This window comes from Mannheimia haemolytica, assembly GCA_900638155.1.
GTDB classification, from domain to species: Bacteria; Pseudomonadota; Gammaproteobacteria; order Enterobacterales; family Pasteurellaceae; genus Mannheimia; species Mannheimia glucosida.
In genome coordinates, this window is the sequence record LR134495.1 from 1,055,738 (window position 1) to 1,077,175 (window position 21,438).

The following is a 21,438-nucleotide window of genomic DNA, read 5'->3' on the forward strand; positions in this document are numbered from 1 at the left end:
ACAGGAAGTGCGAATTTTAAAGAGAAAGTGGTTAAATTTCAATAAAAATTTGCAAGTTTATTTCTCATCGGAGAAAGAGTATAATCAGCAACAATTTTTTGAGTAATTTTAGGAATTTTTTAAATGATTGAAAAAATGCACGAGCGGACAAATGGGCCGGTCTTTAAAATTATTTTTGCATTAGTCTCTATTTCATTTGTAATCGGTGGAATTGGAACAGGATTGATTTCACACGATAATTCTGTAGCGAAAGTAAATGGGGAAGAAATTAGTCAGCAATTATTTAATAACACGCTTAATCGTGAGCAAAATAGATTAAATGCTGAACTGGGTAGCCGTTTTTGGGATTTAATGGATAACCCGGAATATGCTGCTCAATTTAATCAGTCGGTATTAAATGGATTAATTGATGAAGAGCTTCTGAGCCAGTATGCAAAAGAGTTAAAACTAGGTATTAGTGCTGATCAAATCAAATCTGAAATTGTAAACAGCCAGATGTTTCAACAAGATGGTAAATTCAGTAACGAGTTATACCAACAAACATTACGCCACAATAATTTAAGTGCCGATGGCTATGCAGCGATTGTGCAGGAAGGTATGTTGCAATCCCAGCTACAAGAGGGGATTATCAATAGTGATTTTAATGTACCGGCACAGCAGGCATTGTTAGCAAAATTACTGTTGCAACAACGTGAAGTGCGTTTAGCCGAATTTTCAGTTGCAAAAGAAATGGAAAATCAGACCGCTTCCGAGCAAGAATTGCGAGCCTATTACGAAGCAAATAAAACTAAATTATTAACACCTGAAAAATTAGCGGTTGAGTACGTTACTCTTTCTCCAAAAGATGTGGAAAGCAAAGTTGAGATTACCAATGAGCAAATTCAAACTTACTATGATCGCAATAAAGCCGATTATGTAACTAAAGGTGAAGCCCATTTAGCTCATATTCAAGTCGCTAGTGAAGCGGAAGCACAGGCTATTGAGCAAGCGCTCAAAAATGGGGAGGATTTTGCTACTTTGGCAAAAAACAAATCTAGTGATACTTTATCAGCAAATAATGGTGGTGATCTAGGTTGGGCAAAAGCTGGCACTTTCCCGAAAGCTTTTGAAGATGCTGTAGCAAATTTAACTGCCGGCCAGGTGAGTGCAGCGGTGAAAGTGGATAATGCTTACCATATCATCAAAGTATTGGAGCGTAAACCTGAGCAAGTGATTGAGTTAGCACAAGTGAAAGATAAAATTGCCCAAACTATTCGCCAAGAATTAGTGTTAACTGAGTATTCTACAGTTGCGCGCGAAATGGCAAATAAAGCCTTTGAGAATAATTCTTCACTTGAAGAAGTTGCGAAAGCCGGTAATGTGAAACTGCAAAAAACGGATCTGTTTACCCGTGAAAACGTACCTACTGCTTTACAAAATGAGAAAGTATTAAAAGTTTTGTTTGAAGGAGAGCTACGCCAAAATAAACAAAATTCTGATGCTTTAGATGTTGGGAATGATGCAAATCCACAGACATTGTTTGTGAGAGTGAGTGAGTACGAAGCAGAACGTCCACAAACTTTTGATGAAGCAAAAGCAGCAGTTGAAAATTTTGTGAAGGCAGAAAAAGCGGAAAAAGCGTTGCTGGCGAAAGTAGAAGAAAATGTAAAAGCCTTGAATGAAGGGAAATCAGTGGATGTGAAATTTAATGAGCCACAAACTTTAGTTTATATGCAAGCAGAAGTAGAAAACCCGGTATTGGCTGGAACGATTTTCGCAATGAAAAAGGCGCAAGATAAAGTGACTTATCAAATGGCACGTAATCAAAAGGGCGATGTAGTTATTGTTGCCTTAGATAACATTACGGAAGGGAGTGCTGAACAGTTTAAGACATTGGCGCCACAATTTGAACAAGCTAATCGTTTAATCTTACGTAATGAATTCTTACAATCGCTACGTGCAAAAGCTTCAATTGAAGTAAATGAAGATTTTATGCAGCAACGTTCGTCACACTAACAAGCCTTTCATTTTATCAAAAAGCACCCAACCGTCCTTTAGGCTGGGTGCTTTTGGTTTGTATCTACCTTGATTAACCGATATAATAGCGCCCGAAACACTGTTGTTTGAGAAAGTTTTTGTGGATATCATTATTAATTTTGCCATCTACCTCCAATTCTTCATTGGTCTATTTGCTATAGTCAATCCTTTTGGTTCCTTGCCTATTTTTTTCAGTATGACCGCTCACCAATATGAGGGGGAAAGAAATCGCACCAGTTTAATCACCGCTGTTTCTATTGGCGTAATTTTATTAGTCAGCCTCTATTTTGGTAATCTGATTCTCAATGCGTTTAGCATTTCACTTAGTTCTTTTAGAGTAGCTGGTGGCATTTTGATTGTAAGCATTGCGATGACGATGATTAGCGGTAAATTAGGTGAACACAAACAAAATAAAGAAGAGAAAAATGAAGATATTACTGAATACGAAAATATCGGTGTCGTGCCATTAGCAATGCCGATTATGGCAGGACCAGGGGCAATTGGCTCAACCATTGTGTGGGGAACCCGCTACCATACTTGGGAAGACTATGTCGGCTTTAGCATTGCGATTATTGTATTTGCATTAATTTGTTATATTTTATTCCGCTATTCAGCCCCTTTGGTGAAAAAATTAGGCAAAACAGGATCTAATGTCGTTACTCGTATCATGGGGCTGATTTTAATGGCGCTGGGAATTGAAATTATTGTGGCAGGAATTACAACTTTATTTCCTGTGCTTCTTGTAAAATAAATCTTAATTAACCTTTGGGGAGTTTATGTTGAAATCCTTACAAGCGGTTACATTTGTAAAAAAAATTGCAAAAGTTACCGCTTGCATTCTGCTTATTACATCTTGTGATCAATTAATTTGCCCTCAATCCATTCAATCTGTCTGGGTAGAAAACCGGCAGAGTGATACTTTACTCAAGCGTGCAATTTATTCTGCTGTATTTCAACTCGACCCACATAAAATTAAAGCTTCGGCAGATGCTGCTCCTTTAAGAGATCTATTAGTCGGTTTAATGGCCTACAACAGAAAAGGAGATGTTGTTCCGGCTATTGCTCAGAATTGGTTTACTGAAGATGAAAAAGAGTGGTTGTTTATTTTAGATGAGAAAGCTGTGTGGTCTAATGGCCAACCTGTGACTGCACAAGATTTTGTAGCAAGCTGGCGACGTTTAATAGATCCTCAAAATCATTCTGTATTGTCTAAATATCTCATCTATATGGGTATAGAAAATGCAAAAGCGATTGAAGAGCAAATAAAGTCAGTTGAAGAACTCGGTGTAGAGGCATTAAATGCGCATACATTGAGAATTCGGCTAAATCACCCAAATCACCAATTGCCTGAAATGCTGGCACATTCCGCATTATTACCTACTTATCAAGGGATTGCTCCAACCATAGATAACTTCGTGAGCAATGCGTCTTACCGTCTCGAGAAACTAGATGCTCAAAAAATGGTGTTAAAGGCTCGAACCCAAGAAATTCCCTTTCAAACTATAGAGTATGATTTAATTACAACTATCCAAAACTGCTCTGCTTTTGATATTGTCGAGAATCCTTTATTAAATAAAAAAACGAATATCGTGAAATTTCCGCGTTTGTGCTCTTATTACTATGAGTTCAATTTTGATGATCCATTATTAGCTAAACGAGAGATTCGTGAAGCAATAAGGACAATGGTGGCTTCAGCAAATATTGGGCAAGAATATGGGGTTCCGAGTCAGTCTGTAATTCCACATAGCTTAGTAAAAGATAGAGAAAAGCGTTGGAATCCTGTTGTGGTTGAGCAGCTATTAACAAAAGCAGGAATTAGCCCTTATAATCCTTTAAAGCTGACTTTGTTATATGATGAGAATAGCATTAATATTGCTAACCAAGTTACTCGAGCCCTTTCTCAATCAGAATTATTTAATATTACGCCTAAAATGGTTGATTGGCAGACTTTAAATAAAGTAAGGGAACAAAAAGATTACCAGATAGCACGAGCAGGCTGGTGTGCAGATTATCCTGATCCGATTGTATTTTTGCAGAAGTTTCATTCAATGAGCCCGGATAATCATTCCGGCTATAAAAGTGAGATAGTCGATCAAAAATTAAATCGTTTACAAACAGAAACCCTTAGTGCAGAAGCGAGAGAGTCACTTATTCAAGAAATTAGCGAGCAGCTTTATAGTGATGTTGCTGTATTGCCATTATTTCAATACCATCATCGAGTTGGGATTGTTTCCTCCCTTTTGGGTATTGATTTGAATAACGATAGCGAAGTAATTTATAGCAAAGATTTAAAACGCAATTTAGCAAACAAGGATAACCAATGAACCAATTAAATGAACAGCAACTTGTTGAAATTAAAGCAATTTTGCAACAATTTTCCCACCCGACTTTACAGAAAGATTTAATTGCCCTTAATGTGTTTAAAAAAGCAGAATTAGGGGGCGATATTCTTAGAATTGAAATCACGATGCCATTTGCATGGAACAGTGGTTTTGAAGCCTTAAAAGCCGAAACAGAGGCTAAATTAAAGCAAGTAACGGGTGCAAGCGGTGTAAAATGGGTATTAAATTACCAAATTGCGACCTTAAAACGAGCGAATAAACACCCGGCAGTCAATGGGGTGAAAAATATCATTGCGGTCACTTCAGGTAAAGGTGGGGTAGGGAAATCCACTACTTCGGTTAATCTTGCTTTAGCCTTACAAGCACAAGGGGCAAGAGTGGGGATTTTAGATGCGGATATTTACGGCCCATCTATTCCGCATATGTTGGGGGCAAAAGATCAACGTCCAACTTCTCCTGATAACAAGCACATCACGCCGATTACCGCTCACGGCTTGCAATCTAATTCTATCGGCTATTTAATGGAAGAAGATAACGCCACCATCTGGCGTGGCCCGATGGCAAGCAGTGCGTTAAGTCAGCTTTTAAATGAAACTTGGTGGAATGAATTGGATTACTTGGTAATTGATATGCCACCGGGTACGGGTGATATTCAGCTTACGCTTTCACAGCAAATTCCGGTGACCGGTGCGGTGGTCGTCACCACGCCACAAGATATTGCCTTATTAGATGCGATTAAAGGGATCTCAATGTTTGAGAAAGTCTCAGTACCAGTGCTTGGGGTGATTGAAAATATGTCAATGCATATCTGCTCAAACTGCGGACACCATGAGGCAATTTTCGGCACCGGCGGAGCGGAAAAGATTGCTCAAAGATATGGCACCAAAGTATTAGCACAATTACCATTACATATTCGTCTGCGTGAAGATTTAGATACTGGTGTACCAACAGTGGTAGCAGCTCCGGAACACGAAATCAGCCAAGCCTACCTCACATTAGCGGAAAAAGTAGCTTCTGAACTCTACTGGCAAGGCAGTGTGATTCCGTCTGAAATTATGATTCGTGAAGTGAAGTAGTTAATATTGATGATTTGATGGCACAAGTTTCTAAGCTTGTGCCATTATTGTTTCTTAGAGAGTATATCCTCTCAAAACAGCCTGCCAATTTTCTTCGCTGAAGAAAATATTTAATCGCCCTTGTTCTTTCTTAAACGAGCGTAACAGGCGGTCTAGGTTATTTTGTTTCCAATTTTCGCCTGGCTCAATACCGCATTTATCGAAATCAATCAGCCAAAATTTGCCATCATTACCAAGCAAAATATTATGGATATTTAAGTCGGAATGGTGAATTTGATGGTTATGCAGGTGGCGAATCAGTTTCCCTATCTGCTCATATTGTTCGTTCGATAAAGAATGCGATTGCAAGATTTTGCTTAAATCTTGTGTGTTTTCTAGCTTTTCGAGCATAATGTCGGCACGATAGCAACAAAAATTTCTTTCTACTTTGATCGCTACTGGGCGAGGCACAGGTAAGCCCCAAGCTAACATTTGTTGCAGTAAGAAAAATTCTTTATAAGCTCGGGTGGCTTCAAAACGGGTAAAAAAGTAACTGTCTTTGATAATTTTACCGAACAAGCCGCCACGATAATAATGGCGAAGCACTACATTGATACCTAGTTCGGCAGAGGTATCTAAAAACCAAGTCGTACCTCGCCCTTTTGAGAAACCTAGCAAGCGGTCGGAATTGTCAAAATTTTTGCAAGTTAAGAGAGACTGCACAAATTCAGCTTGATGTTCGGGAATTAGGTCGGCATTAAAAAGATACTGAATATTTTGCATAGTTTAGAGAATATTTATAGCTGAAATAGCCCATTTTAGAGCTATTTTTTTTGATGTCAATTTGTTAGAATCTTCCGCTTACATTTGAGAGGAAAACCAATGACAACGATCTCGCCTGAATTAATGACCATAGAAAACACACTTTCGCCGGAAGCCCAAAAGGTTCGACAAGCCTTGTTAGCAAAGGGCATTGAAACTCCTACTGTTGCTCATACCAAAGATAAAGCCAGTCGCCGTGCGGAAATTCAGCAACATATGCAGGCAGTTTTAGAATTGCTCGGTTTAGATTTAAGTGATGACAGCTTAGAAGAAACGCCTCATCGTTTGGCGAAAATGTATGTTGATGAAATTTTCAGCGGGCTTGATTATGCTACCTTCCCGAAAATTACCAATATTGAAAACCGAATGAAAGTCAGTGAAATGGTGCTGGTGGACGATATTACTTTAACTTCTACCTGTGAGCATCATTTTGTTACTATTGACGGCAAAGTAGCGGTAGCCTATTACCCGAAAAAATGGGTGATTGGACTCTCGAAAATCAACCGTGTCGTGCAGTTTTTTGCCCAACGTCCGCAGGTGCAAGAGCGTTTTACTGAACAGATTTTAACCGCATTTCAGACCATTTTAGAAACGGACGATGTTGCGGTGTATGTGAAAGCCACCCATTTTTGCGTGAAATGCCGTGGCGTAAAAGACACCAATAGCTATACAGTTACTTCTGCCTTTGGCGGTGTTTTCTTAGAAGATCGAGAAACCCGCAAAGAATTTTTAGGCTTATTGAATAAATAATTGCAAATATCAATTACTGTCGGGGCGAAAAATCTTTCGCCCTCTTTTTTAGGATTAAAAATGAAAATCGCATTAGGTATTGAATATGACGGCAGCCGTTATTTTGGCTGGCAACGACAAGAAGCGGTAGAGAGTGTACAACAACAGCTAGAGCAGGCGTTATCGATTGTTGCCAATTCACCGGTGGAGGTGTTTTGTGCCGGTAGAACCGATGCAGGTGTGCACGGTACAGGACAGGTTGTACATTTTGATACGCAAGCAAACCGCCCACTACAAAGCTGGTGTTTCGGCACTAATGCTCATTTACCCGATGATATTGCGGTGAAATGGGCGGTAGAGGTGAATGAGGATTTTCACGCCCGTTTTAGTGCCACCGCCCGCCGTTACCGCTATATTATTTTTAACCAAAAACTGCGGTCGGCAATTTTACCTAAAGGTGTTACCCACTTTCACTTTCCCCTTGATGAACGCAAAATGCACCAAGCAGGGCAGTATTTGCTGGGCGAAAATGACTTTTCCTCTTTCCGTGCCGCTAAATGTCAATCTAATACGCCGTGGCGGAATATTCATCATTTGAATGTGTCTCGGCAAGGCAATTATGTGATTGTTGATATTCAAGCCAACGCCTTTGTGCATCATATGGTACGCAATATTGTAGGAACGTTGCTCGAAATCGGGCAGGGCAAGCAGCCTGTGGAATGGGCAAAATGGGTGCTGGAACAACGTGATCGGGAAAAAGCTGCCCCTACAGCGAAAGCTGAGGGGCTATATTTGGTCGAGGTGCATTACCCTGAACATTTCGGCATTCCCAAAACACCTCTTGGGCCGCTGTTTTTGGCGGATTAGCGATTACAAGCGGTCAAATTTGCAAAAAATATGCAAATTTGACCGCTTAAATTATTTCAACAACCTTTGACTATTTAACACCACGGTAATTGACGACAATGTCATCGCAATGGCGGCAATCATTGGGTTGAGTAGCCAGCCGGTGAAAGGGTAAAGTACGCCGGCAGCAATAGGAATCGCAATAACATTATAGATAAAAGCCCCGAGCAAACTTTGCTTCATATTTTTCAGCACTTTTTTAGAGAACGGCAGAATTTGCATCAGTGGTGCTAGCCCTTCTCGCATCAGCGAAAGATCGGCGGTTTCCACTGCAATATCCGAACCATTGTGCATAGCAATGCCTACATTGGCTTGAGCCAGAGCAGGAGCATCGTTTATGCCGTCACCAATCATTGCTACTTTTTTACCCTCTGCTTGCAACGCTCGAATTTTTTCCGCTTTTTGCTCCGGTAATACCTCTGCAATCACGCCATTTAAGCCCAACTCTTTAGCAAAATAGTCAGCCGTTTCTTGGCGATCGCCTGTAAGCATCAAGCATTGATAACCTTCAGCTTGGAACTGTTGGATTGTAGATTTTGCTTCAGGACGAAGTTGGTCTTGCACCGAAATTCTACCAACAACTTCATCATTAACTGCAACATAAATAAGTGTGGCAGTACAAGCGGTGGTTTTTTCCAAAAAATTTACAAATACGGCATTGCCGATTTTAATTTTATCTTCTCCCACTTTGCCTTGAATGCCTAATCCTTTCTCCACTTGAATTTCACTTACCTCGCAAGCGGTCTGATTTTCCGCAAATTTTACAATCGCCTTCGCAATAGGGTGAGAGGCGTGTTGCTCTAAACTTTTGGCAAGAGCAATCAAATGATTTTTATCAAAATCATTGAACGTAATAACTTCCGTAACCTCCATTTGCCCGGTGGTAAGCGTACCGGTTTTATCGAAAACTAAAGTATCAATTTCGCTCCCTGCTTGTAAGGCTTGAATATTTCTGACTAATACGCCAAATTCTGCCGCACGAGCTACACCCGCAATGGTCGAAAGCGGAATGGCCAGCCCCAATGCACAAGGGCAAGCGATGATCAACACGGTAGTAAAAATCGAGAGTGCAAAGGCAAAATCCTGACCAAGTGCCAGCCAAATTAACGCAGAAAGTAATGCGATGGAAACCACTACCGGCACAAAAACGGCGGCGATTTTATCTACAAACTGTGCCAATGGCGGCTTGCTGCTTTGGGCGTGGCGAACGGCATTGATTACACGAGCCAACGCGGTTTGTGAGCCGACCTGTTCGGCAATATAAGTGCCTGAACCGTCTTGCACCAACGTGCCGGCTCGCACTTTATCACCGATTTTTTTCTCCACCGGCAGGGCTTCACCGGTGAGCATTGATTCATCAACCCAAATTGATCCACTTTCCAAAATACCATCAACCGCCAAGCGGTCGCCGGTTAAGGCTTGCACCCGCATTTGTGGCTTAATGGCTTTAGCCGGAATGGTTTTTGCAATATTTTCTTCAAAAATGACCGCTTGTTTTGGGGCGAGATCCAGCAATTTTTCCAATGCTAGCGAGGAACGCTGTTTGGCTTTCAGTTCTAAGTATTTTCCTAGATTGATAAAGCCGAGAATCATCACGCTGGCTTCAAAATAAACGTGAGTATTTGGTTGTGGGAAAAGCGTGAGCCAACAAGAATAGAGCCAAGCCGTGCCGGTGCTGATTGCTACTAACACGTCCATATTGGCTGAGCGGTTTTTCAGTGCCGAAAACGCCCCGAGAAAGAAATCTTTGCCTGAAAAATACATTGTCGCAAGGCTAATAACCGCCAAGCCGAGCCAAAGCGAACGATTGGTTTCGTTTACCGTCATTCCTTTGTAGAACCCAAAAGCAACTAAGGCAAAACCAACTACAAGGGCAAGCATAAATTGAGTGCGTTTATGCTCTAACACCCGTTGCGTTTGGGCTTGTTGTTTAATTCGGCGTTCTTCCTCGCTTTCCAGCACTTCTGCCCCAAAACCGATTTTAACTACCGCTGCTACTAAAGCTTCAGGGTTGGCATTGCCTTGCACAAAAGCGGTTTGATCGGCAAGATTGACTGAGGCAAATTCCACCTTTTCTACTTTAAGTAAGGCTTTTTCCACTCGCTGAACACAGGCGGCACAGTGCATTCCATCAATCAAAAGTTGTTGTTCTGGCGAATAGTGAGCTGTGCTTGTCATTTATTCTCCGAAATATTGGGCAGATTAGGGCAAAATTTCTGCCCCTTATTAATTAGGCTAATTTTGCGTCAAAGCCAATGTCTTCAACCGCTTCAATTAAGGCTTGTGCTTCTGCCGAGCCATCTACCACCGCAATTTGGGGCTCTAACGTTACGCTAACTTGGCTCACCCCAGCCACGCCATTTAACGCTTTTTCGACACTTTTCACACAGTTGCCACAATGTAAGCCATCAAGTTGTAGGGTAATTGTCATCATTTTCTCCTGTTTTGAGTGATTATTCAGGCGTATAATAAAGCTTAACCTTAGGTTAAGGTCAAGCGATTAAAGTGGGAGGATTATAATGAATATTAGCCAAGCCGCAGAAAAAACAGGTCTTTCTGCCAAACAAATCCGAGATTATGAAAAAGCAGGACTTCTGCCGCCGACAAGTCGCACCGAATCGGGGTATCGATTCTACAATGCCACAGATTTGAGCCGATTACATTTTATCAGCAATGCCCGAAAAGTAGGCTTTTCGCTCGCTCAAATCACCGAATTGCTGAAGTTAAACGACAACCCAAACCGCTCAAGCCGAGATGTAAAACAATTAACCGAACAGCATATCAGTGAGCTTGAACAAAAAATTGCCGATTTAAACCAAATGCTGGCTTTGCTCAAAAGCTGGAGCAACTCTTGCTGTGGAAATGCTAATCCCGAGTGCTCGATATTGAATGGGTTAAACGGGTAATACAACCGGTCATTTTTCACCAAAATTTTGCAAAATAGCTGAATATTCCTTAAAATTCAGCCTTATTTTATTTTAAGCCTAAGAGAAAGCATAATGTCTGAAAAACGCTATGGGGCGGATGAAATTACCGTTCTGAAAGACCTCGAGCCGGTGCAGCTTCGCCCGGGAATGTACACGGATACCACACGTCCAAACCATTTGGGGCAGGAGGTGATTGATAATAGTGTCGATGAGGCGTTGTCCGGTTTTGCAGATAAAATTGATGTGATTCTTCACGCTGATAATTCATTGGAAGTGGTGGATAACGGGCGGGGAATGCCGGTCGATATTCATTCCACCGAGAAAATTTCGGGAGTGGAGCTTATCTTAACGAAATTGCACGCCGGCGGTAAATTTTCCAATAAAAACTATACGTTTTCCGGTGGTTTGCACGGGGTGGGGATTTCGGTGGTAAATGCCCTATCCGAACGAGTGGAAATTCAGATCAAACGTGGCGGAGAAGTCTATTCGATAGCCTTTGCCAACGGGGTAAAAGTGGAAGATCTGACAGTCATTGGCACTTGCCCGAAAAAGCAGACCGGAACGACCGTGCGTTTTTACCCAAACCCAAAATATTTTGACAGCCCTCGTTTTTCGGTGAGCCGTTTACGCCATTTGTTACGAGCCAAAGCGGTGCTTTGCCCGAAACTCACCATCAATTTTATTGATAAAATCAACAATACCGAAGAAAGTTGGTATTACGAAGACGGCTTATCTGATTATTTGAGCGAGGCATTAAACGGTCATGAAACCGTGCCGAATCCACCGTTTATTGGTGATGTTACTGCTGAAACAGAGGCGGTAAGCTGGGCATTAACTTGGTTGCCGGAAGGGGGCGAGTTAGTAGCGGAAAGCTATGTGAACCTGATTCCGACTGCACAAGGCGGCACCCACGTTAATGGCTTGCGTAACGGTTTATTAAAGGCGATGGTGGAGTTTTGCGAAATCCATAATTTATTGCCGAAAGGGGTAAAATTAACCGCTGACGATGTTTGGAACCGTTGTGCTTATGTACTTTCTCTGAAAATTCAAGAGCCACAATTTGCAGGGCAGACCAAAGAGCGTTTGTCTTCCCGCCAAGCCTCAAGCTATGTAGATAGCACCTTAAAAGATGCCTTTAGTTTATGGCTTAACCAAAATGTGCAGATGGGCAAATTAATTGCTGAAATGGCTATTAGTTCCGCCCAGAGCCGTATGCGTGCGGCGAAAAAAGTGGTGCGTAAAAAATTAGTCAGTGGGCCGGCTTTACCAGGCAAGCTGGCGGATTGTACCGCTCAAGATCTCAGCCGAACCGAACTTTTCTTGGTAGAGGGTGATTCTGCTGGTGGTTCGGCAAAACAAGCGAGGGATAAAGAATATCAAGCCATCTTGCCACTGCGTGGTAAGATTTTAAACACTTGGGAGGTTTCATCAGACCAAGTATTGGCTTCACAAGAAGTACACGATATTGCGGTAGCCTTGGGAATTGACCCTGATAGCGATAATTTAGAAGAATTGCGTTATGGCAAAGTTTGTATTCTTGCCGATGCGGATTCAGACGGTTTGCATATTGCCACCTTGCTGTGTGCGTTATTCCTTCGTCATTTCCCGAAATTGGTGCAAAACGGACACGTTTATGTGGCAATGCCACCACTTTATCGCATTGATATCGGTAAAGATGAGGTGCATTATGCCTTAGATGAGGCGGAAAAAGAGGCAATTTTGGCTCGCCTTGCCAAGAAAAAAGGCAAGCCAAATGTGCAACGCTTTAAAGGCTTAGGCGAAATGAACCCGAGCCAGTTGCGTGAAACTACGATGGATCCAAGCACTCGCCGCTTAGTGCAATTAACCTTTGATGACACGGTAGAAGAGGGCGAATTGAATACCTTTGAAATTATGGATATGCTATTGGGTAAAAAACGAGCGGAAGATCGTAAACAATGGCTACAAAATCGAGGAGATGAAGCGGATTTAGCGGTTTAGTCGAGAAGACAAGCGGTGATTTTTCCGCAATAATTTGCAAATAGGCATAGCGAACGGTTCACTATGCCTATTTTTATGCTCTATTTTTCTTGAATTTATCCCACAGTTTGTCTTCCTGCCCACGCCATAATCGTTGGATATTGTCGTGGTGGCGGTAAACTAACAAGCAGCATACTAAGGCAACCGGGAAAGTAAATTGTGGCTCGAACCACCAAATGTAAAACGGTACGACTAAGGCAGTGAAGACGGCACTTAAAGAAGAATAGCCCGAGATTAAAAACACCAGTAGCCAAGTGCCGATAGCACCGCCTGCAACAATAAAGCTTAATGCGGAGATTGCACCAAATGCGGTGGCAACGCCTTTTCCGCCACGGAATTGGAAGAAAATCGGGAAAATATGCCCAAGACAAACCGCTAAGGCGATGAAACCGAGTTGTGAGGGAGATAGTTCAAAATAAATTCCCATTGCTACCGGTAATGTGCCTTTTAAAATATCGAATAACAGCACACCTAATGCGGCACTTTTACCGCCAATTCGTAGTACGTTCGTTGCACCGGCATTGTGTGAGCCGACTTCTCTTGGGTCAGGCAAGCCTGCCAGCTTACAAAAAATGACCGCACTGGAAATCGAGCCGAGCAAATAGGCGGTTAAGATCAATAAATAGGGAATTAAATTCATAAATTTTCCTGATTAAATTTATCTTGTGCTATATTTTACAGAAATTCAGAAAATAAAACAGGACGAAAAATGAGTGATAAGGTTTTTATTCGAGAACTGACCGCTTTTGCCTCTATTGGAGCTTACGATTGGGAGCATACGATTAAGCAACGCTTGGTTTTTAACATTGATATGGCGTGGGATTTTTCCAAAGCGGCGGAAAGCGATGATGTACAATATTGCTTAAATTATGCGGAAGTATCGCAAAAAGTGCTGGATTTTGTTGAATCTCAACCTTTCAAATTAGTCGAAACCGTTGCCTACCAACTGGCGGAACTATTACAAAAAGAGTATCAAATTTCTTGGATTCGGATTGAACTACATAAGCCCAAAGCAGTAGCCCAAGCAAGTAGCGTAGGCGTGATTGTAGAACGAGGTCATCAATGATCTCATCATCACTGAAATTGGGGTATTTCAGTTTAATCGTAGCTACTCTTTTTTGGGGTGGGAATTTTGTATTAGGCAAAGTGTTAAGTGGGGCAGTTCAGCCTATTACCTTAACCTATTTGCGTTGGTTGCCGGCTTTTTTAATTTTAGTTTTGCTCTTTTTTCGCCCAACTTGGCGGGTAATGCACTTATTAAAACCTCGTTTAGGTGTGATGTGGGTATTAGGTCTGCTTGGGGTAATTTTATTCCCGGCTACCTTATATGAAGGTTTAAAAACGACAACAGCATTGAATGCGAGTCTCTATTTAGCTATTTCGCCTGTATTGGTGCTATTTTTAAATCGGCTCGTTTTTAAGGAGAAAATCAGCCCGATTATTCTAAGTGGGGCAATAATCAGTTTGCTGGGAGTGCTGTGGCTATTGAAGCAAGGGAAGCTAACTCGCTTATTCAGCTTGGCAATTAATCAAGGTGATTTATGGGCGATTGCTTCTACTATAAGCTGGGCGGTTTATTGTTGTGTGATTCGGCTACGTCCGCAAGGTATAAGCAATACGGTGTTTTTGACCGTATTAGTGGGGCTGGCAGTTCTAACGTTAACGCCATTTTTTATCTATGAATATGTAGCAGAATCTGCAAAAAATTTAGCAAATTTGACCGCTTTACAATGGAGTGGGATAGGCTATTTGGTTATCGGACCTTCTATTCTCTCTTATGCGTTTTGGAATTTCGGCATTGCAATAGTCGGTTCTGCTAAAGGAGCGGTAATGACTAATTTTACGCCGCTCTTTGCAGCAATATTCAGTATTATTTTATTAAATGAATCAGTTCATTCTTACCATATTATTAGTGCCATACTGATTACGGCAGGGATACTGATTTGCAGCTATAAAAAACATTAAACGGAGGTACCGTATGTTTCGAACAGACATTACAGAGCGTTTTGAACAATTAAAAGCAGAGAAAAACTGTGCAGTTACACAGGCTATTATTGAGCAACTTATCAAACAAGATTTTCACGGACAGCTCTCTTATGAAGTGGTTGATGAACTCTGTGAAAAATTTAAACGCTCTCGTGTTGAGTTGGCTTTATATTGCATTGCCATTGCTGCCTGTTATGCGGTTACACCGGTTTCCGATTTTAATGTAGGGGCGGTTGCGATTGGCAAAAACGGAGATTTCTATTTTGGGGCAAACCAAGAGTTTTCCGGGGAATGTATGCAACAATCCGTTCATGCAGAGCAAAGTGCAATCTCGCACGCATTTTTAGCAGGGGAAACTTTGATAACAGATGTGGTTGTGAACTATACCCCTTGTGGGCATTGTCGCCAATTTATGAATGAATTAAACAGTGCGGCAAGCTTAAAAGTACATTTACCTCATAGCCAAGATAATTTGCTCCATAGCTATTTACCGGATAGTTTTGGGCCGAAAGATTTAGGAATTGAGAAAGTCTTATTTGATGAACAACCGCAACAATTTGAGGTTAAGGGCGATCATTTACAACAAGCGGCAATTTTTGCTGCTAATAATGCTTATGCCCCTTACAGCAACGCATTTAGTGGGGTTGCACTGCAAGTGGGTGGGCGTATAGTTTGTGGTAAATATACTGAGAATGCAGCTTTTAATCCTACTTTTTTACCGTTGCAAAGTGCGTTGAACTATCGATTATTTTTAGGGCTTGCCGATATTCCCGTTACTCGAGTTGTGCTGGCTGAGGCGAAAGGCTCTCTCAGTAGTTATGCAATGACTCAAGCATTGGTAAAATCACTCTTTGGGCTAGAGCTTGAATATATTTTGCTACAAGCGGTGTAATTTTGATTTATTTTTGCAAAGGTGTTGTATCTTTAAGCAATTTATTTTTTAGTGTTAAATTTTTTGATGAGCTTCACACTTTTGCAACAATTATATTTGCCTATATCGTTTTTTTATATATAGTGATACCACCGATTATCTATATTTTGTGAGGTTTTTATGGAAAATACTCCTCTTATTGAACCGAGTAAAAATACACGCAATAGCTTGATTTTTGTTGCAGATGCTATTTTATTTATTATTTTGTTAAATACCTTGCCTTTTACCCCTGAAGCCAATAAGGGGTTGGCATTGTTAATTTTCATTGCCGTCTTATGGCTAACAGAAGCATTACACGTTACGGTTACGGCATTATTAATTCCGATTTTGGCTGTAGCACTGGGGCTGGTTAAATCAAAAGAAGCTCTTGTTGCTTTTGCTGACCCAACGATTTTCTTATTTTTTGGAGGCTTTGCCTTAGCGACAGCATTACACATTCAGCAGCTAGATCGTATGATTGCCAATAAAATTATGGCATTAGCTAAAGGTAAATTATCGATTGCAGTTATTTATTTATTTGCGGTAACAGCGTTTTTGTCAATGTGGATGAGTAATACAGCTACAGCTGCAATGATGTTACCTTTGGCAATGGGGATTTTAAGTAAACTTGATCAGAAACAGAACCACAATACTTATCTTTTCGTGTTATTAGGAATTGCTTATAGTGCCAGTATTGGTGGAATGGGTACTTTAGTGGGAAGCCCACCAAATGCGATTGTTGCTTCTCAATTGAATCTGACTTTTGCTGATTGGTTAAAATATGGTTTGCCAATTATGCTAATTTTATTCCCGTTAATGATTGCAACACTATATATCGTATTTAAACCAAATTTTTCAGTTAGTTTTGATCGATCATTTGAGAAAATTGAATTAAATCGTTCTCGTATTATCACCTTGGCTATTTTCGTCTTTATTGCGCTTGGTTGGATTTTTGGTGATAAAATTAACCCTATTATTTCTGCATTTCTGGGAATTAATGGCAAAATTGCGAGCTTTGACACCATTCTTGCATTGATTGCAGCAGCCCTTATTTGCATTACTCGTGTCGCTAATTGGCAACAGATTCAAGAAAACACCGAGTGGGGGGTATTATTCCTATTTGGTGGTGGTTTGACGTTAAGTGCAGTATTAGGGCAAACTGGTGCAAGTAAAATTATGGCTGATGGAGTAGTTTCACTAATTGAAGGTGGGCATTTTTACCTAATTGGTTTAATAGTTGCGGCATTTATTATTTTCTTAACTGAGGTTACTTCTAATACAGCGAGTGCGGCTCTGTTAGTGCCGATTTTCATCTCTATAGCACAAGCATTAAATATGCCACCGGTCGGATTAGCCTTAATTATTGGCTTAGGGGCTTCTTGTGCCTTTATGTTGCCAGTTGCCACTCCACCGAATGCGATTGTATTTGGTACAGGGCAAATTAAACAAAGTGAGATGATTAAAGTCGGTTTCTGGTTAAATATCATCTGTATCTTTGTGATTGCAACTGTTGGGTATCTCTTCTGGTTGTAGTATTAAAACAAACTAAAATAGCCGAGTATTTACTCGGCTATTTGCATTATAAGAGATTAATTACCCCAAACTTCTTCCGCAATTTCTTTAATTAAATTTAACTTCGCCCATTGTGCGGCTTCGGTTAAAATATTGCCTTCTTCGGTGGAGGCAAAGCCGCATTGTGGTGATAAGCATAGCTGATTAATCGGCACAATTTGAGCCGCTTCTTTAATACGCTCAATGATCACATTTTTATCTTCTAAATCGCCAAATTTAGAGGTAATTAAGCCTAGTACCACTTGTTGATCTTTAATGTGGCGTAGCGGCTCGAAAGTACCTGCACGTTCGGTATCGTATTCTAAGAAGAAGCCGTCAACACGGCATTTACCGAATAACACTTCGGCAACCGGTCCATAGCCGCCTTCCGAGAACCAAGAAGAACGGAAGTTACCACGGCAGATGTGCATTGTAATTGACATATCCGCTGGTTTTGCATCAACAATACGGTTTAATAATGCGACATATTTTTCGGCTAAATCGTTTAAATCAAACCCTCTGGCTGCGAATTCTTTACGTTTATCTTCCGCACAGAATTGTCCCCAGCTGGTATCGTCTAATTGCAAGTTGCGTAGCCCCATATCGTAGAAGGTGTGCATTGCTTTGATATAAGCATTAGCAATATCATCATACAGTTTTTGTTCGTCTTGATATTGTGGTAACGGTTGGTAATCTTCTGCACGTACACAGCAGATAATATGTAACATTGTCGGTGCCGGAATAGTGAATTTGGTTGGGTAATCACCGGCGGCTTCTTTTAAAATACGATAAGCGTCCACAAAAGGGTGGCTTTCGGAGAAATCAATATTGCCTACGATTTTTACCGTTTGCCCTTTGGGTTTATGACCGGTAAAGTTCACGTTAAAGACTTCGGTTTCTTGCCAATCCATACCATCAAGTTCAGCTAGGAAATCTAAATGCCACCAAGTCCGACTAAATTCACCGTCAGAGACTGCTTTTACACCGTGTTGTTTTTGTAGCTCAACTAATTTTTTGACCTCTTGCCGTGTCACTTCACGCAATTCGTCACGGCTGATTTTTTGCTGGTTAAAATCTTCTCTGGCTTTTTTTAACGCATCAGTACGCAGAAAACTGCCTACAATATCATTACGATACGGGGCTTGGGTGCGGATTGTTGCTTCCGGAAATAATTGGCTCATAAATCACTCCTTGTAATTGTATTGGTTATAAACGCCGTTAATGATAGCAAAAAGAGTAATAAAAAGCCCTTCATTAGCTTATGAAAATTAATGAAGGGCAATATGAAAATTTTTACTGTACAAGCGGTCATTTTCGAGCAATTTTTTGCAAATTTTTACGATAAATCCACCGCTTGTAAGGTACGAGTGAGGACCCTCGCACCATCGGAGACATTATTGTGTTGCAACAATTTGCCCGTTTTGGTAATCCACCGTCACTGCTTTATTCGGCAATAATTTACCGCTTAAGATCCGTTGAGCAAGTGGATTTTCAAGCTCTTGCTGAATCGCACGTTTCAGCGGTCTTGCACCAAACAGCGGATCGAAACCGGCGTTGCCGATATGATCTAATGCTGCATCGGTTACTGTCACCTCATAGCCTCGTTCTGCTAAGCGTTGAATTAAGCGTTGTAGCTGAATCTTCGCAATCGAACGGATATGCTCTTGACCAAGTGAGTGGAACATCACCGTTTCATCAATACGGTTGATAAATTCAGGGCGGAAGTGCTGCCCAACGATTTCCATCACCATTTCTTTAACCACATCATAGCCCTTATGAGCATTTTCTTGAATTAAATGCGAGCCTAAATTTGAGGTCATAATCACTACCGTATTGCGGAAATCGACCGTTCTGCCTTGCCCGTCGGTTAAACGCCCGTCATCAAGCACTTGCAGTAGAATGTTGAACACATCAGGGTGAGCTTTTTCTACCTCATCAAGTAACACCACCGAATATGGACGGCGGCGAACCGCTTCGGTTAAGTAGCCGCCTTCTTCGTAGCCGACATAGCCCGGAGGTGCGCCCACTAAACGGGATACGCTGTGTTTTTCCATAAATTCAGACATATCAATCCGCACCATGGCATCAGGATCGTCAAACAAGAAATTGGCTAAGGTTTTGCTTAATTCGGTTTTACCCACACCGGTCGGGCCTAAGAACAGGAATGAACCAATCGGTTTATTAGGGTCGGAAAGCCCTGCACGGCTACGGCGAATCGCATTTGCCACTGCATCAACGGCTTCGTTTTGCCCGATAACCCGAGTGTGTAGCACCTCTTCCATACGCAACAGTTTTTCTTTCTCACCCTCCATCATTTTAGAAACAGGAATGCCGGTTGCTTTGGAAAGCACTTCAGCAATTTCCTCTTCAGTGACTTTAGTACGGAGGAGCTGAGCATCTGCATTTTTTTCGCCATTTTCGACCGCTTGTAACCGTTTTTCCAAGTTTGGAATCACGCCATATTGCAATTCAGACATCTTCTCGAAATCGTTTTCACGGCGAGCCTGATCCATCGCAATGCGAGCATTTTCCAACTCCGATTTAATATGTTGTGTGCCAAGTAAGGCGGATTTTTCCGCTTTCCAGATTTCTTCCAGCTCGGAATATTCACGCTCTTTCGCTGCCATTTCTTCGTCTAATTTGGCTAAACGCTGACGGCTCGCTTCATCTTCCTCTTTTTGTAACGCTTGGCGTTCCAATTTGAGTTGAATAATACGGCGTTCCAGTTTATCTAGTGGCTCAGGTTTAGAATCGATCTCCATACGCAGGCTTGAAGCGGCTTCATCAATCAAGTCAATCGCTTTATCCGGCAATTGACGGTCAGACACATAACGGTGCGAAAGCGTTGCCGCCGCCACGATGGCAGGGTCTGTAATTTGAACGTGATGATGGATTTCATAACGCTCTTTCAAACCACGTAAAATCGCAATCGTATCTTCAACCGTTGGTTCGTCCACCAATACTTTTTGGAAACGGCGTTCAAGGGCTGCATCTTTTTCAATGTATTGGCGATATTCATCAAGGGTTGTAGCCCCCACACAGTGCAATTCACCACGGGCAAGGCTTGGTTTTAATAAGTTGCCGGCGTCCATTGCTCCGTCTGTTTTGCCTGCTCCAACCATCGTGTGAATTTCATCAATAAAGAGGATAACTTGCCCTTCTTCTTTCGCCAGTTCGTTTAAAACCGCTTTTAAACGCTCTTCAAATTCACCGCGATATTTCGCACCGGCAATTAATGCTCCCATATCCAGCGAAAGTACACGCTTATTTTTCAAGCCTTCCGGCACTTCGCCGTTTACAATACGCTGTGCCAAGCCTTCTACAATCGCCGTTTTCCCCACACCCGGTTCACCAATTAACACAGGGTTGTTTTTGGTACGGCGTTGTAAGACTTGCACCGCACGGCGAATTTCTTCATCACGCCCGATGACCGGATCGAGTTTGCCGGCTCTGGCTCTTTCGGTTAAATCAATCGTATATTTTTTGAGTGCTTGGCGGGTATCTTCCGCATTTTGATTATTCACTGTGTCTCCTCCTCGAATTTGGCTGATGGCTTGTGTTAGTTTTTCCTTGTTTAAGCCAAATTGTTTAAATAATTTCCCCAAGTCGCCATTGTCATCAAGTGCAGCTAGAACAAAGAGTTCTGATGAAATAAAGCTGTCGCCGAATTGTTGTGCTAGCTTGTCTGATTGATTTAACAGTCTGACTAACTGTTGTGAAACTTGGGTGTTACCGCCTTGAACTTTCGGCAAGCGGTCTAAAATTTGTTGTAATTCACGAATTAAAGTCGGTACATCAACATTTAATGTAGTAAACAAAGAGGCAATCGAGCCACCTTCTTGTTTTAACAACGCATAGAGCAAATGTGCCGGTTCAATGTACGGATTATCTTTTCCTACTGCAAGCGACTGTGATTCTGCCAAGGCTTCTTGCAGTTTTGTGGTCATTTTTTCAAAATTCATTTCTTTCTCCTTACAATGAGTTTAGAAAGTGTAAATTTTTATTTACATCTCTTGTTGAAACACTAAATGGAGCTTGGTAAACAATTTTCAAGTAAAAATGTGAAAAAGATCACAAAAATAAATAAAATAACTCTTGTTGGGTATCTTTGTGTTAAAAGTTTGATAAATATCAATTCATTTCTATTTCATTTCATTTACACTTCGCTAAAGTTT

At 41.4% G+C, this 21,438-nt stretch carries 18 protein-coding genes; 12 read left to right on the forward strand and 6 right to left on the reverse strand.

Features of this window, described 5'->3' with window-relative positions; translation table 11 throughout:
* Positions 1-123: 123 nt before the first annotated feature.
* From EL242_RS05375 to apbC, 4 genes are all read left to right on the forward strand, one after another.
* Positions 124-1,995, forward strand: a complete 1,872-nt coding sequence (locus EL242_RS05375; RefSeq protein WP_126301805.1) for a SurA N-terminal domain-containing protein — start codon at positions 124-126, stop codon at positions 1,993-1,995.
* A 121-nt stretch (positions 1,996-2,116) separates the two neighbouring features.
* On the forward strand, positions 2,117-2,767 hold the full coding sequence (locus EL242_RS05380) for a YchE family NAAT transporter (protein WP_006247833.1): 651 nt from the start codon (positions 2,117-2,119) through the stop codon (positions 2,765-2,767).
* Positions 2,768-2,792: 25 nt separating this feature from the next.
* Positions 2,793-4,340: a peptide ABC transporter substrate-binding protein gene (locus tag EL242_RS05385; protein ID WP_126301806.1), complete on the forward strand. Its 1,548-nt coding sequence runs from the start codon at positions 2,793-2,795 to the stop codon at positions 4,338-4,340.
* Positions 4,337-5,434 carry an iron-sulfur cluster carrier protein ApbC gene (gene apbC / locus EL242_RS05390; protein ID WP_126301807.1) on the forward strand — a complete coding sequence of 366 codons (1,098 nt, stop codon included), beginning with the start codon at positions 4,337-4,339 and terminating at the stop codon, positions 5,432-5,434. The genes EL242_RS05385 and apbC overlap by 4 nt, the downstream gene beginning before the upstream one ends.
* A gap of 54 nt (positions 5,435-5,488) precedes the next feature.
* On the opposite strand, the gene EL242_RS05395 is transcribed toward apbC, so the two are convergent.
* Entirely contained in the window at positions 5,489-6,196 is a 708-nt protein-coding gene (locus EL242_RS05395) for a 3-deoxy-D-manno-octulosonic acid kinase (RefSeq protein ID WP_126301808.1), read from the reverse strand.
* Between the two features lie 99 nt (positions 6,197-6,295).
* On the opposite strand from EL242_RS05395, the gene folE reads away from it, so the two are divergent.
* Together folE and truA are read left to right on the forward strand one after the other, a co-directional pair.
* Positions 6,296-6,985 carry a GTP cyclohydrolase I FolE gene (gene folE, locus EL242_RS05400; RefSeq protein ID WP_126301809.1) on the forward strand — a complete coding sequence of 230 codons (690 nt, stop codon included), beginning with the start codon at positions 6,296-6,298 and terminating at the stop codon, positions 6,983-6,985.
* A gap of 60 nt (positions 6,986-7,045) precedes the next feature.
* Positions 7,046-7,831 carry a tRNA pseudouridine(38-40) synthase TruA gene (gene truA / locus EL242_RS05405; protein WP_126301810.1) on the forward strand — a complete coding sequence of 262 codons (786 nt, stop codon included), beginning with the start codon at positions 7,046-7,048 and terminating at the stop codon, positions 7,829-7,831.
* Positions 7,832-7,882: 51 nt separating this feature from the next.
* On the opposite strand, the gene EL242_RS05410 is transcribed toward truA, so the two are convergent.
* Entirely contained in the window at positions 7,883-10,048 is a 2,166-nt protein-coding gene (locus EL242_RS05410) for a heavy metal translocating P-type ATPase (protein ID WP_126301811.1), read from the reverse strand.
* A 52-nt stretch (positions 10,049-10,100) separates the two neighbouring features.
* Positions 10,101-10,301 (reverse strand): heavy-metal-associated domain-containing protein, encoded by a 201-nt coding sequence (locus tag EL242_RS05415; RefSeq protein WP_126302719.1) that lies wholly within the window; start codon positions 10,299-10,301, stop codon positions 10,101-10,103.
* Between the two features lie 88 nt (positions 10,302-10,389).
* On the opposite strand from EL242_RS05415, the gene cueR reads away from it, so the two are divergent.
* The gene (gene cueR, locus EL242_RS05420) at positions 10,390-10,776 is read left to right on the forward strand and encodes a Cu(I)-responsive transcriptional regulator (RefSeq protein ID WP_126301812.1); all 387 of its coding nucleotides are present in this window, start codon (positions 10,390-10,392) and stop codon (positions 10,774-10,776) included.
* 93 nt (positions 10,777-10,869) lie between these two features.
* Complete coding sequence (gene parE, locus EL242_RS05425; protein WP_126301813.1) at positions 10,870-12,777, forward strand: DNA topoisomerase IV subunit B; 1,908 nt, start codon at positions 10,870-10,872, stop codon at positions 12,775-12,777.
* Positions 12,778-12,850: 73 nt separating this feature from the next.
* Here parE and plsY read toward each other — a convergent pair whose 3' ends face one another.
* Positions 12,851-13,456, reverse strand: coding sequence for a glycerol-3-phosphate 1-O-acyltransferase PlsY (gene plsY / locus EL242_RS05430; RefSeq protein WP_006249773.1), 606 nt, complete (start codon positions 13,454-13,456; stop codon positions 12,851-12,853).
* Between the two features lie 69 nt (positions 13,457-13,525).
* On the opposite strand from plsY, the gene folB reads away from it, so the two are divergent.
* The 4 genes from folB (at position 13,526) to EL242_RS05450 (ending at position 17,245) form a co-directional block, all read left to right on the forward strand.
* Entirely contained in the window at positions 13,526-13,882 is a 357-nt protein-coding gene (gene folB, locus EL242_RS05435) for a dihydroneopterin aldolase (protein ID WP_126301814.1), read from the forward strand.
* Positions 13,879-14,781, forward strand: a complete 903-nt coding sequence (locus EL242_RS05440) for a DMT family transporter (protein ID WP_126301815.1) — start codon at positions 13,879-13,881, stop codon at positions 14,779-14,781. The genes folB and EL242_RS05440 overlap by 4 nt, the downstream gene beginning before the upstream one ends.
* A gap of 13 nt (positions 14,782-14,794) precedes the next feature.
* Positions 14,795-15,694 (forward strand): cytidine deaminase, encoded by a 900-nt coding sequence (gene cdd, locus EL242_RS05445; RefSeq protein ID WP_126301816.1) that lies wholly within the window; start codon positions 14,795-14,797, stop codon positions 15,692-15,694.
* Between the two features lie 159 nt (positions 15,695-15,853).
* On the forward strand, positions 15,854-17,245 hold the full coding sequence (locus EL242_RS05450; protein ID WP_126301817.1) for a DASS family sodium-coupled anion symporter: 1,392 nt from the start codon (positions 15,854-15,856) through the stop codon (positions 17,243-17,245).
* 56 nt (positions 17,246-17,301) lie between these two features.
* Here the strand turns inward: EL242_RS05450 and EL242_RS05455 are convergent, their stop codons facing one another.
* Together EL242_RS05455 and clpB are read right to left on the reverse strand one after the other, a co-directional pair.
* The gene (locus EL242_RS05455) at positions 17,302-18,444 is read right to left on the reverse strand and encodes a 5-methyltetrahydropteroyltriglutamate--homocysteine S-methyltransferase (protein WP_126301818.1); all 1,143 of its coding nucleotides are present in this window, start codon (positions 18,442-18,444) and stop codon (positions 17,302-17,304) included.
* A 213-nt stretch (positions 18,445-18,657) separates the two neighbouring features.
* A complete protein-coding gene (gene clpB / locus EL242_RS05465) occupies positions 18,658-21,225 on the reverse strand; it encodes an ATP-dependent chaperone ClpB (RefSeq protein WP_126301820.1) in 2,568 nt (855 codons plus the stop codon).
* Between the last annotated feature and the right edge of the window lie 213 nt (positions 21,226-21,438).

Coding starts and splice junctions, on each gene's coding strand:
- EL242_RS05450 (WP_126301817.1), top strand. CDS start 15,854: ATGGAAAATACTCCTCTTATTGAACCGAGTAAAAATACACGCAATAGC.
- EL242_RS05455 (WP_126301818.1), bottom strand. CDS start 18,444: ATGAGCCAATTATTTCCGGAAGCAACAATCCGCACCCAAGCCCCGTAT.
- EL242_RS05385 (WP_126301806.1), top strand. CDS start 2,793: ATGTTGAAATCCTTACAAGCGGTTACATTTGTAAAAAAAATTGCAAAA.
- parE (WP_126301813.1), top strand. CDS start 10,870: ATGTCTGAAAAACGCTATGGGGCGGATGAAATTACCGTTCTGAAAGAC.
- cdd (WP_126301816.1), top strand. CDS start 14,795: ATGTTTCGAACAGACATTACAGAGCGTTTTGAACAATTAAAAGCAGAG.
- apbC (WP_126301807.1), top strand. CDS start 4,337: ATGAACCAATTAAATGAACAGCAACTTGTTGAAATTAAAGCAATTTTG.
- folE (WP_126301809.1), top strand. CDS start 6,296: ATGACAACGATCTCGCCTGAATTAATGACCATAGAAAACACACTTTCG.
- cueR (WP_126301812.1), top strand. CDS start 10,390: ATGAATATTAGCCAAGCCGCAGAAAAAACAGGTCTTTCTGCCAAACAA.
- EL242_RS05375 (WP_126301805.1), top strand. CDS start 124: ATGATTGAAAAAATGCACGAGCGGACAAATGGGCCGGTCTTTAAAATT.
- truA (WP_126301810.1), top strand. CDS start 7,046: ATGAAAATCGCATTAGGTATTGAATATGACGGCAGCCGTTATTTTGGC.
- EL242_RS05415 (WP_126302719.1), bottom strand. CDS start 10,301: ATGACAATTACCCTACAACTTGATGGCTTACATTGTGGCAACTGTGTG.
- clpB (WP_126301820.1), bottom strand. CDS start 21,225: ATGAATTTTGAAAAAATGACCACAAAACTGCAAGAAGCCTTGGCAGAA.
- folB (WP_126301814.1), top strand. CDS start 13,526: ATGAGTGATAAGGTTTTTATTCGAGAACTGACCGCTTTTGCCTCTATT.
- EL242_RS05395 (WP_126301808.1), bottom strand. CDS start 6,196: ATGCAAAATATTCAGTATCTTTTTAATGCCGACCTAATTCCCGAACAT.
- EL242_RS05440 (WP_126301815.1), top strand. CDS start 13,879: ATGATCTCATCATCACTGAAATTGGGGTATTTCAGTTTAATCGTAGCT.
- EL242_RS05410 (WP_126301811.1), bottom strand. CDS start 10,048: ATGACAAGCACAGCTCACTATTCGCCAGAACAACAACTTTTGATTGAT.
- plsY (WP_006249773.1), bottom strand. CDS start 13,456: ATGAATTTAATTCCCTATTTATTGATCTTAACCGCCTATTTGCTCGGC.